Raw genomic sequence first — 15,506 nt, 5'->3', positions numbered from 1 at the left:
TGAACCGTCACACCCGGTAAGCTACACTGCGGGTGTGCCGATAGAATTGTGTGCAAGATATGCTGAAGAAGATTTCGCGGTCTGTAGAAGACCTTACCGCCGCGGAGACTCTGGAAGAGTTGCGCTCTTCCCTTGCCGTCGCGGTCTACAGGCTGGGGTTCGTGAACTACAATATCAGCCTGAACAAACGTCATGCCGTGGAGTTCATGGAAGAGCCGACGCTGACCACATGGTCGGCGAATGACCTGACGACATACGCGAATACCGGATGGGCCCCACGCGACCCGTTGCTGCACAATGCGGTGGAGAAGCCGTCGGCTTTCCTCTGGCGCGCAAGCGACTGGGAAGGCACCGAGCACGCCGAATATGCCGAGTACCTGGGGGTCAGCGGTATCAGGGGCGGCGCGACGGTTCCGCTTTCGCAAAAGCCGGGCCGGCTTGGGGCCATGACACTGTTGTCGGTCACCGACGAACCGCTGACCGATGACACGTTGCTTGGTGTCCAGATCATTGCGCATCTGGCCTTGGCGCGTACCTCGGCCTTGACCTACGGCCTTCCGCGGTTTGGGCAGGACCCTCGTGGTCTCCAGACACTGTCCGGCCAGCAGCTTGAAATCCTGCGATGGGTCGCCAGGGGAAAGACCAACCGGGAAATCGCGATCATCATGGGCAGCACCCGGCGCGCCATTGACTATCATATGCAGGAAATCCTCAGCAAACTGGGGGTTTCTTCGCGCACCCAGGCGGTGGCGATCCTTGCAAGCCGCGAGTCCTGACGGCGCAGAAGATGGCATATCATGCGTGGACGCATATGGATCCCGCGCAATTTGGTCTGCCCCGCCTGAATGGTCCGGTTTGCCTGTTAGGGTCGCTTGGTATTTTCTCCACGCACCTGGCGTGACATTGTGCGACTCATCGGAATTCAACCGACTGAACGTTCGGGCGATCCAACGGTGGCTGATCAACAGCTTACTCATCGGGGTGTTCGCCAGCACGTCGGATAGGACGATCACGGCCGCTCGCGCGACCCTGAAGAGAAATCCGCGACAAGCGAGACGCGCCAAGCCGAGGAGGAATGGCTTCTTGGCATCGTGCATGGGTCTGGCGTCAATGTAAGGGTACGGCAGCTCGATAGGGCCTGCTCCTACGAGCGCTCGGAGCTGACGACGGCGATTGGCGGGTTCCTCGGAGGCCTAAAGCGAACTCCCCCGATGTGCCGGACGTCCACAACCGCTTTATCAACAGCCTCATTCAGGGCGAGATCGAGAATTTCGACAGCCGCTTTCAGGACGCGCCTTATGGAGACGGTTCAATCGGGGACGAACAGGCCAGACGGGACAAGTTCAAATTGTTCCGCAAGCAGTTTGAATGCGTTTGCGGGTGGACAAAGTATAAGCGGCCTTTTGGCAAAGCAAACCAGTATGCGCACACGACAAGTGCGAAACGCAGTTCGCTTTCATGCCGCCTGCGGAAGACGTGATTGTAGCCCCCATGGGCGCTGTGTTGGCTCAGTAGAAAATGGGTCTGCCCGTGCAAATGTCAGCGCGGCGTCTCTGTCGAAAGGACATGCAGATCAGTGGGATGGGTTATGTGAATAATTACCGGCCAGGTGAGCGCGGATTGATCACCTTGCCCCAAAACGGTCGTTCGAAGATATCGCAGCGAACCACCGGCACCCGCCCTTCTGAGCTACGAGTCGACCCCGAAGCAAACCAAGGCAACCGAAGGCCGAACACTGCAGCCAACAATCAACAAGATAGCGACAAAGGAAGAAATGGTAGCGGAGGAGGGACTTGAACCCCCGACACGCGGATTATGATTCCGCTGCTCTAACCGACTGAGCTACTCCGCCACTGGGTGACGCGGATTTATGGGAGTCGGTCCGCGCGGTCAAGACCGTAAATCGCGCTTTTTCGCGCCGAAACCGCGCGGTTTGGCGGTCAGCCCTGCCGCCACTCGAAAAATCCCGGCCCCGCCTCGTCCAGCAGGTCGCGCGCCATTGCCTCGGCCATTGCCGCGCCTTCGGCGATCGAACAGCTGCGATCCGCCGCGATCCGTTCCGAGCCGTCGGGGCGCAGAACCTCGCCGCGCAGGCGCAGGGTGTTGCCGTCCAGTTCGGCAAGCGCGGCGATGGGCGTTTCGCACGATCCGTCCAGCGTCGCCAGGAACGTGCGCTCCGCCGCAAGCCGCTGGCCGGTGGGGCCGTCATGGATCGCCTCCAGCATCGCGGCCGAATCCAGGTCGTCCTTGCGCCGTTCGATCCCGATTGCGCCCTGCGCCACGGCGGGCAGCATGTCCTCGGGCGGGATCGCGGCGCGCGCGACATCCGCCATGCCCAGGCGGTTCAGCCCGGCCATCGCCAGAAAGGTCGCCTGCGCCACGCCATCCTCCAGCTTTTTCATCCGGGTCTGCACGTTGCCGCGGAACTCGACCACCCTGAGATGCGGGAACCTGTTGAGCAACTGCGCCCGCCGCCGCAGCGAGGACGAGCCGACCAGCGCCCCCTCGGGCAGATCCTGCAGACTGTCGGCGCTTAGGCTGACGAAGGCGTCGCGCGTATCCTCGCGCGGAAGGTAGCAATCCAGGATCAGCCCCGGCGGCTGTTCGGTGGGCATGTCCTTCATCGAATGCACGGCGATGTCGATGCGGCCCGCGACCATCGCATCCTCGATTTCCTTGGTGAACAGCCCCTTGTTGCCGATCTCTTTCAGCGGGCGGTCGGCGTCGATCATCGCGCGGTTGTCGCCGGTCGTCTTGATCACGACGATCTCGAACGCCTCTTCGGGCAGGGAAAAGGCCCGCATCAGGCGGTCGCGCGTCTCATGCGCCTGCGCAAGCGCAAGGGGCGATCCGCGGGTGCCGATCTTGAGAGGAGAGGCGGGGCTTGGCAATTGCGTGGTCATACGACCCTGTTAGTCCGGCTCGGACGGGCTTTCAACCTTGCTCTGCGGTCCATCTTGACGCGCCCCGGGGCGCCGCGCATCGCAACCGGGCGTGTCCCGTTCCTGCACCGTATTCGCCGGTTCCGCCTGCCGCCAGCGCCCCAGGCCAAGGCGCAACATCGTGATCTCGTCGTAATAGGCCATTTGCATCCTCCAGCCGCTTGCGGTGAGGCTTGCAAATCCCTCCTGACAGGATGCTGTCAGCAGCGCATGGTAACCTGTCAGCAGCACGACCCGACAAAGGCCGCACCGATGCCCCGATCCGACCGCCTGTTCGAACTGATCCAGATCCTGCGCGCCGCGCCAGGATCGCGCACCGCGCACGACCTGGCCGAAGAGCTGGAGGTCAGCGCGCGCACGATCTATCGCGATATCGCCGCGTTGCAGGCGATGCGCGTGCCCGTCGAAGGCGCGGCCGGGCTCGGCTACCTGCTGCGCCGGGGCTACGACCTGCCGCCGCTCAATTTCGACCAGGAAGAAACCGAGGCGCTGCGCGTGGGCCTTGCCATGCTGGCCCGCACCGGCGACAGCACGTTGCAGCGCGCGGCCAAACGGGTCTGCGACAAGATCGATTCCCTGCATGGTCCGGCCGACTGGCTGTTCGTCGCGCCCTGGGGGGCGCCCGTCGACAACCCTGACCTCGGCTGCGTCTCGATCGCCCGCCTGCGCCAGGCGATCCGCGAAGAGGAAACCCTGCGCATCACCTACCAGTCCGAGGCCGGCGACCGGACCGAACGTTGCGTGCGCCCCATCGTGGTAATCTACCACCTCAACTGCACCATTCTGGCCGCCTGGTGCGAGCTGCGCGGCGATTTCCGCCATTTCCGCACCGACAGGATTTATGCCTGCGACCCGACGGGGCGATTTTTCACCGGCGAAAGCGCGGTGCTGCGCAGCCTCTGGCAACAGCGCGAGGCGGTTGCGGCGGATGCGCCCACCACCCCCGCCTGAACCGTGCTTCTGTCTTGACATCCCGTTCCGGGAAAGGGACGAACCCGGGAACATGAAAGGATGCAGCATGGCCGAGTCCAAGACACTCCTCCGCGCCCTGGCGGGCGAAACCCTGCCCACACCGCCGATCTGGATGATGCGGCAGGCGGGGCGTTACTTGCCGGAATACCGCGCAACGCGCGCGCAGGCCGGGGATTTCCTGTCGCTTTGCTACAACCCCGAACTCGCCGCCGAGGTGACGCTGCAACCGATCCGGCGCTACGGGTTCGACGCGGCGATCCTGTTCGCCGATATCCTGCTGGTGCCGCAGGCGCTGGGGGCCGACCTGTGGTTCGTCACCGGCGAGGGCCCGCGCCTGTCCACGATCACGACCGACGCGGAAATGGCCGCGCTGAAACCGGTGTCTGACATCCACGAAACGCTGAACCCGGTTTATGAAACCGTCCGCATCCTCAGCCGTGAATTGCCCAAGGAAACCACGCTGATCGGCTTTGCCGGCGCGCCCTGGACGGTGGCGACCTACATGATCGCCGGCCGCGGCACCAAGGATCAGGGCCCGGCCCATGCGCTGAAATCGGAAAACCGCCCGCTATTCGAGGCGCTGATGGACCGCATCGCCGAGGCGACGGTGGAATACCTCTCGGCCCAGATCGAGGCCGGCGCCGAGGTGGTCAAGCTGTTCGACAGTTGGGCCGGGTCGCTCAGGGGTGACGATTTCGACCGCTACGCCGTCGAACCGGCGCGCTGGATCATCTCGCAGATCAAGGAGCGCCATCCGGGCATTCCCGTCATCGCCTTCCCGCGCGAGGCGGGCGATGGCTATATCGGGTTCCACAAGCGCACCGGCGCGGATTGCGTGGCCGTCGATGACAGCGTCGATGCCGCCTGGGTGGCGAAGAACGTTCAGGTCGATGGCTGCGTGCAGGGCAACCTGAAATCCTCGCATATGGTGACGGGCGGGCAGGCGCTGGTGGACGAAACCCGCCGGATCGTCGAGGCGCTGAAGGGCGGGCCGCATATCTTCAACCTCGGGCACGGGATCACGCCGGATGCCGATCCCGACAACGTGCAACTGATGATCGACACGGTCCGCAACGGCTGAGGCAAGCGCCTCAGCCCGCCCGCGTCGCGCGGTTCACCAGCCAGACGCCGGTGATGCAGACGACCATGCCAAGCATGGCCACCGGCGTCATCGTCTCGCCCAGGATGAACCACGCCACCACCATCGCCAGCGGCGGCACGAGATACAGCAGCGAGGATATGCGCGTGGCGTCCCCCCGCTGCACCAGCCCGACGAACAGGCTGATCGAGACGATGGAATTCGCCAGCACGAGATAGGCCAGCGAAATCGCCAGTTCCGTGCCCCAGTCGATCGCGCCGATCCCGAGATACAGCGCAACCGGCGCCATCACCGCGAAACCCACCGAATATTGCACCACGCCGCCCACCACCGGATCGGTGCGCATCCCGTGCCATTTCTCGAACAACGTCGCGCCGGTGATCGACAGCAACCCGATGACGGCGAACATAACCGCCAGCCACGGGCTGGCCCCCAGCGTCTTGCCGCCCAGGATCACGATCACCACGCCAAGCAGCCCCAGCAGCAGGCCCAGCCACAACAGCGCGCTGCCACGCGCCGCCCCGATCAGCGGCGCCAGCGTCGCCACCAGGATCGGCTGCAACGCCATGATCAGCGCGGTGGTGCCTGCATTCATGCCCCGTTCCAGCGCGAAATAGGACGCGCCGAAATACATGCACTGGATCAGGAAGCCCGACACCGCCACCACGCCCCAGTGCCGCGCCCCCTGGGGCCAGACCGGGCGATGCACCAGCAGCACCGGCAGCAGCACCAGCACCGCCAGCGCATAACGCATCGCCAGCAGCGTCATCGGCTTGATATGCGGCAGCCCCAGTTTTGCGAAACTGTAGCCCCCGGCCCAGAACAGCACGAAGATTACGGGGGCGACGCGCCAGAACAGCGAGTCGTCGGTTGAAGGCGTGGCATGGCTCATGCCCGCCAGATTGCGACGGACGCGGGGAAACGACAATCGCGAAAACGGCGTTTCCCTGCCATTAACGATCCCAGACAAAACCCCGGTATTGTCTGCCCCTTGCCACGGTCATGCCCGATTTCACCACGATACCGTTTCTCGAAAAGAAGGAATGTTTGAGGTATCGACGCATGGACCGACTGACGGAAATGGAGGCATTCGCCACCGTCGTTGATCAAGGGGGCTTCACCGACGCCGCCAAGAAGCTGGGGATTTCGAAATCTGCTGTATCCAAGCATGTTTCGAGCCTCGAGGCACGGCTGGGCGCAAGGCTGCTCAACCGCACGACGCGCCGCGTCAGCCCAACGGAAATCGGGCTGGCCTATTACGACCGCGCCCGCCGGGTGCTGAACGACGCGGGCGAGGCGGACGCGCTGGTGACCTCGATGCAATCGGCGCCCTCGGGCCTGCTGCGGATCAGCGTCGCCACCGATTTCGGCGTCAATCACCTGTCGCCGGTTCTGGGCAACTTCCTGCAGGAATACCCCGATATCACCGTCAACATGGTGCTGAACAACCGCTACGTCGAACTGATCTCGGAAGGGTTCGACATGGCCGTGCGCATCGGCGACCTGGAAGACAGCTCGCTCCGGGCGCGCAAGCTGACCGAGACGACCAAGCGCATGATCGCGTCACCGTCCTATTTCCAGAAATATGGCCGCCCGCAAAAGATCGACGACCTGAACGAACACAAGCTGCTGCATTATTCCAACCAGTCGGCGGGCAACGTGTGGAAACTGACCGCACCCTCGGGCGAAAAGCGCCAGGTGCGCACCGCCGGCTGGCTGAGCGTGAATGACGGGCAGTCGCTGCTGAACGCCTGCATCGCGGGGCTTGGCATCGCTTACCTTCCGTCCTTCCTTTACGCCGACGCGATGGCCAAGGGCCAGGTCGAGGATGCGATCCCCGACCTGCCCGTCGAAACGCAGGGCATCTATGCCGTCTACCCGCCGGGCCGCTTCACGCAGCCCAAGGTTCGCGCCTTCATCGACTTTCTCGTCGACAGCTTCGGCGACAAGGGTCCGACCGACTGGTAAGCGGTGATCTGTTGCGTGAAAGGGCGCGGCCGAGGGGTCCGCGCCCTTTTTCATGGCCGCACCCCGCCCTAGATAGGCGCTGCATGGACAGTATGCGCGCAAGCGGCTAGGGAATGGCGATGGCCAAGGCAAAGACAGATCCGAACTACAGGGTGATCGCGGAAAACCGCCGCGCGCGCTACGATTACGCGATCGAGGAAGATCTCGAAGTCGGACTCATGCTTCAGGGGTCCGAGGTCAAGTCGCTGCGCGAGAACTCGGCCAATATCGCCGAAAGCTATGCCGCCGTGGAAGACGGCGAGCTGTGGCTGGTGAACGCCTATATCGCGCCCTACGAACAGGCCAAGACCTGGGGCCACGAGGAACGGCGCAGGCGCAAGCTTCTGGCCTCGAAAAAGGAACTGGCGCGGCTGTGGAACGCGACCCAGCGCAAGGGCATGACGCTGGTGCCGCTGGTGCTCTATTTCAACCACCGTGGCATCGCCAAGCTCAAGATCGGGATCGCCAAGGGCAAGAAGACCGTGGACAAGCGCGCGACCGAGGCCAAGCGCGACTGGAACCGGCAAAAGCAACGGCTGCTCAAGGAACACTGACGCGCCCTTGCCAGCCCCCCGCCCCCATTGTAGGCAATGGGCAGCATTTTTCGGGGGATCACGATGGCACATGACGACCCAAGGACTCTGGTTTCAACCGACTGGCTGGCCGCGCATCTGAAAGACCCCGACCTGCGGGTGATCGACGCGACATGGGCGCTGCCGCAGATGGGGCTCGATCCCGTCGCCGGCTATAACGAGGCGCATATTCCCGGCGCTCGGTATTTCGACATCGACGAAATCGCCGATCACCGCTCGGACCTGCCGCACATGGCCCCCCCGATCGAGAAATTCATGTCGCGGATGCGCGCGATGGGCGTGGGCGACGGGCACCAGGTCGTCGTCTACGACCAGATCGGCACCCATTCCGCGCCGCGCGTCTGGTGGACCTTCCGCCTGATGGGGCAGGACAATATCGCCGTTCTGGACGGCGGCCTGCCGAAATGGCTGACCGAGGGGCGCGAGACCGAGGATCTGCCCCCCGTCGTGCGCGATCGCCACATGACCGTGCGCCGCCAGGCCCATCTGGTGCGCGACGTCACGCAGGTATCGGCCGCGTCCAAGCTGGGCGATTACGAAATCCTCGACGCGCGCTCGCCCGGCCGCTTTGCCGGAACCGAGCCGGAACCGCGCGAAGGGCTGCGCAGCGGCCATATCCCCGGTTCGAAATGCGTCCATTTCGAAACCCTGCTGAACGCCGACGGCACGATGAAATCGCCCGACGACTTGCGCGCCGCGTTCGGTGCCGCCGGCGTCGACCTGTCGAAACCCGCGATCACCACCTGCGGGTCGGGCATCACCGCCGCGATCATCAGCCTTGCGCTGGAACGTATCGGCAAGACCGACCATTCGCTTTATGACGGCTCCTGGGCCGAATGGGGCGCCTTCCCCACCCTGCCCGTCGCAACCGGAGACAAATGATGTTTTCATCGCTCAAGGAACAACCCGCCGACAAGATCCTCCAGCTCATGCAGCTGTTCAAAGAGGACCCCCGCGACACCAAGATCGACCTGGGCGTCGGCGTCTACAAGAACGCCGAGGGCGTGACCCCCGTGATGCGCGCCGTGAAAGCCGCGGAAAAACGCATCTGGGAAGAACAGACAACCAAATCCTATGTCGGCCTGCCCGGCGATCCGGCCTTTGGCGATGCGATGGTCAGCCTGGTTCTGGACGATGCGGTCGATCGCGGCCAGGTCGCCGCCGCCGCCACGCCCGGCGGCACCGGCGCGGTGCGCCAGGCGTTCGAGATGATCCGCATGGCCAACCCCGACGCCCGCGTTTTCGTGTCGAACCCGACCTGGCCGAACCATGTCAGCATCCTGAAATACCTCGGGATGCCGATGGTCGAATACCGCTATTTCGACAGCGAAACCGGCGGCGTGGATTTCGACGGCATGATGGCCGACCTCGACGGCGTGAAAAAGGGCGACGTGGTGCTGCTGCACGGCTGCTGCCACAACCCGACCGGCGCCAACCTGAACATGACCGAATGGCAGGCGGTGGCCGACCTGCTGAACCGCACCGGCGCGATCCCGATGATCGACATCGCCTATCAGGGCTTCGGCGACGGGCTGGACGAGGATGCCGCCGCAACCCGGCTGATCGCCTCGTCGGTGCCCGAAACGCTGGTCGCGGCCAGTTGCTCCAAGAATTTCGGCGTCTACCGCGAACGCACCGGCATCCTGATGGCGGTGTCGCAGGACGCGGGGCTGAACAAACTGACGCAGGGCACGCTCAACTACCTGAACCGGCAGAATTATTCCTTCCCGCCCGATCACGGGGCGCGGGTGGTGTCGACCATCCTGCACGACCCGCAACTGCACGCCGACTGGGCGGCCGAGCTGGAAGATGTCCGCCTGTCCATGCTGGGCCTGCGCGAACAGCTCGCCGGTGAATTGCAGCGCCTGTCCGGCTCCGACCGCTTTGCCTTCCTGGGCCAGCACCGTGGCATGTTCTCGCGCCTCGGCACCAGCCCCGAGATGGTCGAACGCCTGCGCGCCGAGCATGCGATCTACATGGTGGGCGACAGCCGCATGAACATCGCCGGGCTGAACAGCACGACCGTGCCGATCCTCGCCAGGGCGATCATCGACACCGGCATCTGATCGCCGCATACCCCGCAAAGGAAACGCCCCGCAGTCTTGCGGGGCGTTCTCGTTTCAGCGCATGGCCGGACGTGTCAGTTCATCAGCCCCGCATGGCGCATCGCGGCGTCCACCTTGGCCTTGGTCGCATCGCTCAGCGCCATCAGCGGCAGGCGCACCTCGTCCGAACACAGGCCCAGCTTCCACATGCCGTACTTGGCCCCGCACAGGCCCGGCTCGGTAAAGATGGCGTCGTGCAGCGGCATCAGGCGGTCCTGGTATTCCAGCGCCGTCTTGTAATCGCCCGCCAGCGTCGCCGCCTGGAACTCGGCGCACAGGCGCGGCGCCACGTTCGCCGTGACCGAGATGCAGCCCAGCCCGCCATGCGCGTTGAACCCCAGCGCCGTCGCGTCCTCGCCCGAAAGCTGCAGGAAATCCGGCCCGCAGGTGATGCGCTGGCGCGGCACGCGGGCCAGGTCGCCCGTGGCGTCCTTGACCCCGATGATGCGCGGCAGCCTGGCCAGCTTGCCCATCGTGTCGGGCATCATGTCCACGACCGAGCGGCCGGGAATGTTGTAGATGATGATCGGCAGCTCGCAGCAATCGTGCAGCGCGGTGAAATGCGCGATCATGCCCTCCTGCGTGGGCTTGTTGTAATAGGGCGTCACCACCAGCGCCGCGTCGGCACCCACCTTTTCGGCATGCTGGATGAAACGCATGGCTTCCAGCGTGTTGTTGCTGCCCGCCCCGGCGATCACCGGGATACGGCCGGCGGCGGCCTCGACCACCACCTCGATCACGCGCTCATGCTCCTGGTGGGTCAGCGTGGGGCTTTCGCCCGTGGTGCCGACGGGGACCAGACCGCCCGACCCTTCGCCGATATGCCATTCGACAAGTTTCTTGAGCGTTTCAAAGTCCACTTCGCCGTTCTTGAACGGCGTGACCAGGGCAGGAAGGGATCCCTTGAACATGATACGCTCCTTTTCTCATCGTCACGGGGGGCGGCCGCCACCCCGGTTCTGGTTTCGCGCCGGCCCCGTCAACCGCCGCCCGATCTGCCGAGTTCGTGAATTGCGGCAGCCCGGGGGCGCGGATAGGCTGGCGCCGTTCTATCCTTTGTTCGAGCGGAAAATGCAAGAGACGTTGCGCCGGATCGCGCTGATCATGACCCTGGGCCTTGCCGGCCCCGCCATCGCGCAGGAAGGGCCCAGGCCGCTTGCCTCGGCGCTCGACGCGGTGCGCGGCAGCGACTGGACCACCGCCCGCGCGCTGGCGCAAAGGGCTGGCGATCCGGGGCCCGACATCGTGGAATGGCACCGCCTGCGCGCGGGCGACGGCACACTGGCCGAGGCGGTGGATTTCCTCGACCGCAACGCCGACTGGCCGGGGCTCGACCTCTTGCGCAGGCGCAGCGAGGCCACTGTGGACAAGGCGCCCGACGATCTGGTGCTGCGGTTCTTCGACGGCCAGATCCCGCAGACCGGCACCGGCGCGCTGGCCCATGCCCGCGCCCTCAGCGCCGCAGGGCGCGACGGCGCGGCCGAGATCGGGCTGGTGCTGGCCTGGCGCACGCTGGCGCTGGACGACGAGGAGCAGGCGGCGTTCCTGGACCGCCACGCCACGATCCTGAAACCGCATCACGAGGCACGGCTGGACATGGCGCTCTGGCGCGGCCTGTCGCGCGATGCAGCGCGGATGCTGCCGCTGGTCGGCGACGGGTGGAAGGCGCTGGCCGCCGCGCGGATGGCCCTGCGCGGCGACCGTGACGGCGTCGATGCGCTGATCGCGGCGGTGCCTGCCGATCTGGCGGACGATCCCGGCCTGGCCTATGAACGGTTCGACTGGCGCATCCGCAAGGGCCGCACCGACGACGCCATCGCGCTGCTGCTGGAACGCTCGGCCTCGGTCGACGGCCTGGGCCAGCCCGAATCCTGGGCCGGCTGGCGGCGCTACCTGGCGCGGGCCGAGATGCGCGCCGGTCGGGCGGAAAACGCCTATGCACTGGCCGCGTCCCACTGGCTGACCGGTGGGTCGAACTATGCCGACCTGGAATGGCTGTCGGGCTATATCGCCCTGCACTACCTGAAAGAACCCGCACTGGCGCTGGACCATTTTCAGCGGTTTCGCGCGGGGATCGAGACACCGATTTCGCTGGGCCGCGCCGGATACTGGATCGGCCGCGCGCAAGAGGCGCTCGGCGATACCGAGGCCGCGCGCTTCGCCTATGCCGAAGGGGCCGAACACCAGACCAGCTTCTACGGCCTGCTTGCCGCCGAGCGCGCGGGCCTGCCGCCGGACCCGGCACTGGCCGGCACGGAAACCTTCGCCCACTGGCGCGATGCGCCTTTCACCCGCTCCAGCGTGTACCGCGCCGGTATCCTCGCCCTCAATGCGGGTCAGCTTTCGATGGCCGAACGTTTCTTCGCCCATCTTGCCGAAACGCTGGACCGCACGCAGCTCGGCCAGCTCGGGCAGATGGCGCAGGAGCTGGACCAGCCCCACCTGGCGGTCATGATCGGCAAGGCGGCGGCGGGCCGCGGCATCACCCTGCCGGGCCCCTATTACGCGCTGCACCCGCTGAAGGACATGAAACTGCCGGTGCCGGTGGAACTGGCCCTGTCCATCGCCCGCCGCGAAAGCGAATTCGACCCGAACGTGGTCAGCGGCGCGGGCGCACAGGGGCTGATGCAGCTGATGCCCGGCACCGCCGCCGAGGTGGCCATCGGCCTCGGCTACGACCACCAGCCCGCCCGGGTGCTGAACGATCCGTCCTACAACGCCATCCTGGGCAGCGCCTATCTGGGCGAACTCGCGGTGCGGTTCGACGCCAATATCGTCATGGTCGCGGCGGCCTACAACGCCGGCCCCTCGCGCCCCGAACGCTGGATGGCGGAAAACGGCGATCCGCGCGACGGCGGCATGGATATCGTCGACTGGATCGAACACATCCCGTTTCGTGAAACCCGGAACTACGTGATGCGGGTCGCCGAAAGCCTGCCGGTCTACCGCGCAAGGCTGGGCCGCGATCCGCACCCGATGCCGTTTTCAAGGGAGCTGGTGGGCCGCACGCTGCTCGGACAATGACCGCCGCGCCCATGGCCCGCGCGGACGCCTCCGGCGGGAGTATTTCGGGAACGATGAAGGGCGGGGCGCGCCCCTGGCTTCATCGTTCGTCAAATACTCGAAATCCGCACATCTGCCACGATCACCGCGCCTGCCGTTCCCGCCAGAAGGTGAACAGCCCCGCCGCCACGATGATCGCGGCGCCCACGGCGACGTTCGTGCGGATCACCTCACCGAACAGGATCACTCCCATGACCGAGGCAAAGACAAGCTGGAAATAGGCAAAGGGCTGCACGACGCTGGCCTCGGCCACCTCGTATGTCTTGATCAGCAGGTAATGCCCGCCCGCGCCGGTCAGGCACAGCAGGCCCATCCACGCCCAGTCGCCGCCGCTCATCGGCTCCCAGAACCAGGCGCCGACGGCGGTCATGGCGACCATGCCCACCGTGCCGGTCCAGAAGAACGAGGTCGCCGCGCTGTCGCGGCGCGCGGCATAGCGCGTCAGCAGGCCGTAAAGCGCGAACATCAGCGCCGAGACCAGCGGGATGATCGCCGCCGGCTGGAACACGCCGAACCCCGGTTCGAGGATAACGACGATCCCGACGAACCCCACCCCGATCGCCGCCCAGCGTCGCCAGCCCACGGATTCGCCCAGCACCGGGCCGGACAGCGCCGCGATCAGCAGCGGGTAGCAGGCAAAGACGGCGTGGCTTTCGACCAGCCCGAGGATGGTAAAGCCCCAGATCGCCACGCAGATTTCCGCCACCAGCAGAACCGCGCGAAAGGATTGCAGCCAGGGTTGCCGCGTGGCGGCGGCGGCGCGCAGACCGCCGGCCTTGCGCGCGGCCAGTGCCGTGACGAAGGCGGCGAAGAACCAGTAGCGGATCATCACCACCATCAGCACGTTGTATTCCCCCGCCAGGTGCCGGCTGATCCCGTCCTGCATGGCAAAGACAAAGGTCGTCGCCACCATCAGCAGGATGCCGAGGCGGGCATTCGATTCCTTCATCACGTAGGTGCTGGTCATGGCGCGGGCATCCTGGCGGCGGTCATGTGGCGTTTGCGCCCGTATCCGGGGCGGCGCTCGACCGTAAACCCGGCATCGGCCAGCGCGCGGCGCACATGGCCCGCCGCGGTATAGGTCGCGGCGGTGCCGCCCGGCACGGTGTGACCGGCCACCGCCCGCATCAGCGCCTCTTCCCAAAGCTCGGGGTTTCGGGCAGGCGAAAAGCCATCGAGGAACCATGCGTCGGCACGCCCGTTCCACGCCGGCAGGGTCTGTCGTGCGTCACCCGCGATGACTTCCAGGTGCATCCCGTGGCCAAGGTCGATCTCGCCTGCGCTATTCCCCCACGCATCCAGCAGCGGGACAGCCAGCGGCGCAAGCTCAGGAAACGCGGCCAATGCCTGCGCCATCGCATCGGGCGCCATCGGAAACGCCTCGAAACTGGTGAAATGCAACCGCCCCGGCGCACCTGCGGCGATCCAGCCTTGCAGCGTGGCCAGCGCGTTCAGCCCGGTGCCGAAGCCCAGTTCGGCAATGTGGAACCCGTCGCGGAACCGCGCGGGCAGGTCGTTGCCGGCCAGAAAGGTATGGCGCGTTTCCGCAAGCCCGTTTTCAAGGCTGAAATACGGGTCGTCGAACCGGGTCGAAACCGGCACCCCGCCCTCACGCCATTCCAGTTCCGCCCGCTGGTCTTGCATCGCCCGTTCCCTTAAACCGGGCCGAGGATGAACCGGCAGCAGGGTAATGGCAATGGTGGACGTGACGGTGCGCGGGGCGGGGATTTTCGGCCTGTCGATCGCCTGGGCCTGCATGGAACGGGGGGCGTCGGTGCGCGTGGTCGATCCGCATGGCCCCGGCGCGGGCAGCAGCGGCGGGCTGGTGGGGGCACTGGCCCCGCATGTGCCGGAAAACTGGAACGACAAGAAGGCGTTTCAGCTCGACAGCCTGCTGATGGCCGAAACCTTCTGGGCCGGGGTCGCAGCGGCGGGCGGTGCCGATCCGGGTTATGCGCGGACGGGGCGGTTGCAGCCGGTGATGGACGCGCGCGGGCTGGAACTGGCGCAGGAGCGCGCGAAAGGCGCGCAGGCGCTTTGGCAAAACCGCGCGGTTTGGGAGGTAAAGCGCGCGGTCTCGGTGGGCGACTGGGCGCCGACCTCGCCCAGCGGCTGGCTGATCCACGACACGCTGAGCGCCCGGATGCACCCTCGCCGCGCCTGCGCAGCGCTGGTGGCGGCATTGCAGGCACGCGGCGCCGGGATCGTGGCCGAAGCGGCGGATGAGGGCGTGGTGATCTGGGCCACCGGCGTTGCCGGGCTGGAGGCGATAAGCCGCGCCACCGGCACCACCTTCGGCAACGGGGTCAAGGGGCAGGCGGCGCTGTTGCGGCTGGACCGCCGCGATGCGCCGCAGCTTTTCGCCGACGGCGTGCATATCGTGCCCCATGCCGACGGCACCGTCGCCGTGGGATCGACGAGCGAGCGCGATTACGACGCGCCCGGCACCACCGATGCGCAGCTCGATACCGTGCTGGACAAGGCCCGCGCCGCCGTGCCCGCCCTGCGCGATGCGCCGGTGATCGAACGCTGGGCCGGGGTGCGGCCACGTTCGAAATCGCGCGCGCCGGTGCTGGGGGTGCATCCGCTGCGGCCCGGGCAGTTCATCGCCAATGGCGGGTTCAAGATCGGCTTCGGCATGGCGCCGAAGGTGGCGCAGGTCATGGCCGACCTGGTGCTGGACGGGGTGGATGCGATCCCCGACGGGTTCCGCGCATAGAGCGCC

At 65.9% G+C, this 15,506-nt stretch carries 15 protein-coding genes and 1 tRNA gene; 9 read left to right on the top strand and 7 right to left on the bottom strand.

The window, feature by feature from the left end:
• The first annotated feature begins 59 nt into the window (after window positions 1-59).
• Window positions 60-776: a helix-turn-helix transcriptional regulator gene (locus F3H87_RS19370; protein ID WP_149789585.1), complete on the top strand. Its 717-nt coding sequence runs from the start codon at window positions 60-62 to the stop codon at window positions 774-776.
• A gap of 999 nt (window positions 777-1,775) precedes the next feature.
• On the opposite strand, the gene F3H87_RS19365 is transcribed toward F3H87_RS19370, so the two are convergent.
• The 3 genes from F3H87_RS19365 to F3H87_RS21885 form a co-directional block, all read right to left on the bottom strand.
• Window positions 1,776-1,852: transfer RNA gene (locus F3H87_RS19365), tRNA-Met, on the bottom strand.
• 88 nt (window positions 1,853-1,940) lie between these two features.
• Window positions 1,941-2,903 carry a hydroxymethylbilane synthase gene (gene hemC / locus F3H87_RS19360; RefSeq protein ID WP_149789586.1) on the bottom strand — a complete coding sequence of 321 codons (963 nt, stop codon included), beginning with the start codon at window positions 2,901-2,903 and terminating at the stop codon, window positions 1,941-1,943.
• Window positions 2,904-2,912: 9 nt separating this feature from the next.
• Window positions 2,913-3,086 (bottom strand): hypothetical protein, encoded by a 174-nt coding sequence (locus F3H87_RS21885; RefSeq protein WP_188129287.1) that lies wholly within the window; start codon window positions 3,084-3,086, stop codon window positions 2,913-2,915.
• Between the two features lie 108 nt (window positions 3,087-3,194).
• On the opposite strand from F3H87_RS21885, the gene F3H87_RS19355 reads away from it, so the two are divergent.
• Together F3H87_RS19355 and hemE are read left to right on the top strand one after the other, a co-directional pair.
• Window positions 3,195-3,893 carry a helix-turn-helix transcriptional regulator gene (locus tag F3H87_RS19355; RefSeq protein ID WP_149789587.1) on the top strand — a complete coding sequence of 233 codons (699 nt, stop codon included), beginning with the start codon at window positions 3,195-3,197 and terminating at the stop codon, window positions 3,891-3,893.
• 67 nt (window positions 3,894-3,960) lie between these two features.
• The gene (hemE, locus tag F3H87_RS19350; protein ID WP_149789588.1) at window positions 3,961-4,995 is read left to right on the top strand and encodes a uroporphyrinogen decarboxylase; all 1,035 of its coding nucleotides are present in this window, start codon (window positions 3,961-3,963) and stop codon (window positions 4,993-4,995) included.
• 10 nt (window positions 4,996-5,005) lie between these two features.
• On the opposite strand, the gene F3H87_RS19345 is transcribed toward hemE, so the two are convergent.
• Window positions 5,006-5,905, bottom strand: a complete 900-nt coding sequence (locus F3H87_RS19345; RefSeq protein WP_149789589.1) for a DMT family transporter — start codon at window positions 5,903-5,905, stop codon at window positions 5,006-5,008.
• A gap of 170 nt (window positions 5,906-6,075) precedes the next feature.
• On the opposite strand from F3H87_RS19345, the gene F3H87_RS19340 reads away from it, so the two are divergent.
• The 4 genes from F3H87_RS19340 (at window position 6,076) to F3H87_RS19325 (ending at window position 9,679) form a co-directional block, all read left to right on the top strand.
• Window positions 6,076-6,981 (top strand): LysR family transcriptional regulator, encoded by a 906-nt coding sequence (locus tag F3H87_RS19340; RefSeq protein ID WP_149789590.1) that lies wholly within the window; start codon window positions 6,076-6,078, stop codon window positions 6,979-6,981.
• 119 nt (window positions 6,982-7,100) lie between these two features.
• A complete protein-coding gene (gene smpB, locus F3H87_RS19335) occupies window positions 7,101-7,574 on the top strand; it encodes an SsrA-binding protein SmpB (protein WP_149789591.1) in 474 nt (157 codons plus the stop codon).
• Window positions 7,575-7,637: 63 nt separating this feature from the next.
• Complete coding sequence (gene sseA / locus F3H87_RS19330; protein ID WP_149789592.1) at window positions 7,638-8,495, top strand: 3-mercaptopyruvate sulfurtransferase; 858 nt, start codon at window positions 7,638-7,640, stop codon at window positions 8,493-8,495.
• On the top strand, window positions 8,495-9,679 hold the full coding sequence (locus F3H87_RS19325; protein ID WP_149789619.1) for an amino acid aminotransferase: 1,185 nt from the start codon (window positions 8,495-8,497) through the stop codon (window positions 9,677-9,679). The genes sseA and F3H87_RS19325 overlap by 1 nt, the downstream gene beginning before the upstream one ends.
• Window positions 9,680-9,753: 74 nt before the next feature.
• On the opposite strand, the gene dapA is transcribed toward F3H87_RS19325, so the two are convergent.
• Complete coding sequence (gene dapA, locus F3H87_RS19320) at window positions 9,754-10,629, bottom strand: 4-hydroxy-tetrahydrodipicolinate synthase (protein WP_149789593.1); 876 nt, start codon at window positions 10,627-10,629, stop codon at window positions 9,754-9,756.
• A gap of 160 nt (window positions 10,630-10,789) precedes the next feature.
• Between dapA and F3H87_RS19315 the strand changes: the two genes are divergently transcribed.
• On the top strand, window positions 10,790-12,742 hold the full coding sequence (locus tag F3H87_RS19315; RefSeq protein WP_149789594.1) for a lytic transglycosylase domain-containing protein: 1,953 nt from the start codon (window positions 10,790-10,792) through the stop codon (window positions 12,740-12,742).
• Between the two features lie 121 nt (window positions 12,743-12,863).
• Here the strand turns inward: F3H87_RS19315 and F3H87_RS19310 are convergent, their stop codons facing one another.
• Both F3H87_RS19310 and mnmD read right to left on the bottom strand, forming a co-directional pair.
• A complete protein-coding gene (locus tag F3H87_RS19310) occupies window positions 12,864-13,730 on the bottom strand; it encodes a DMT family transporter (RefSeq protein ID WP_149789620.1) in 867 nt (288 codons plus the stop codon).
• Between the two features lie 14 nt (window positions 13,731-13,744).
• The gene (gene mnmD, locus F3H87_RS19305; RefSeq protein ID WP_149789595.1) at window positions 13,745-14,425 is read right to left on the bottom strand and encodes a tRNA (5-methylaminomethyl-2-thiouridine)(34)-methyltransferase MnmD; all 681 of its coding nucleotides are present in this window, start codon (window positions 14,423-14,425) and stop codon (window positions 13,745-13,747) included.
• 46 nt (window positions 14,426-14,471) lie between these two features.
• On the opposite strand from mnmD, the gene F3H87_RS19300 reads away from it, so the two are divergent.
• Window positions 14,472-15,500 carry an NAD(P)/FAD-dependent oxidoreductase gene (locus F3H87_RS19300; protein ID WP_223228138.1) on the top strand — a complete coding sequence of 343 codons (1,029 nt, stop codon included), beginning with the start codon at window positions 14,472-14,474 and terminating at the stop codon, window positions 15,498-15,500.
• Window positions 15,501-15,506 lie beyond the last annotated feature (6 nt).

Source organism: Lutimaribacter pacificus, from assembly GCF_900142185.1.
Classification (GTDB): domain Bacteria; phylum Pseudomonadota; class Alphaproteobacteria; order Rhodobacterales; family Rhodobacteraceae; genus Lutimaribacter; species Lutimaribacter pacificus.
Note: the sequence above shows the minus strand (reverse complement) of the source record. Positions and strands in the feature narration are given on the sequence as shown.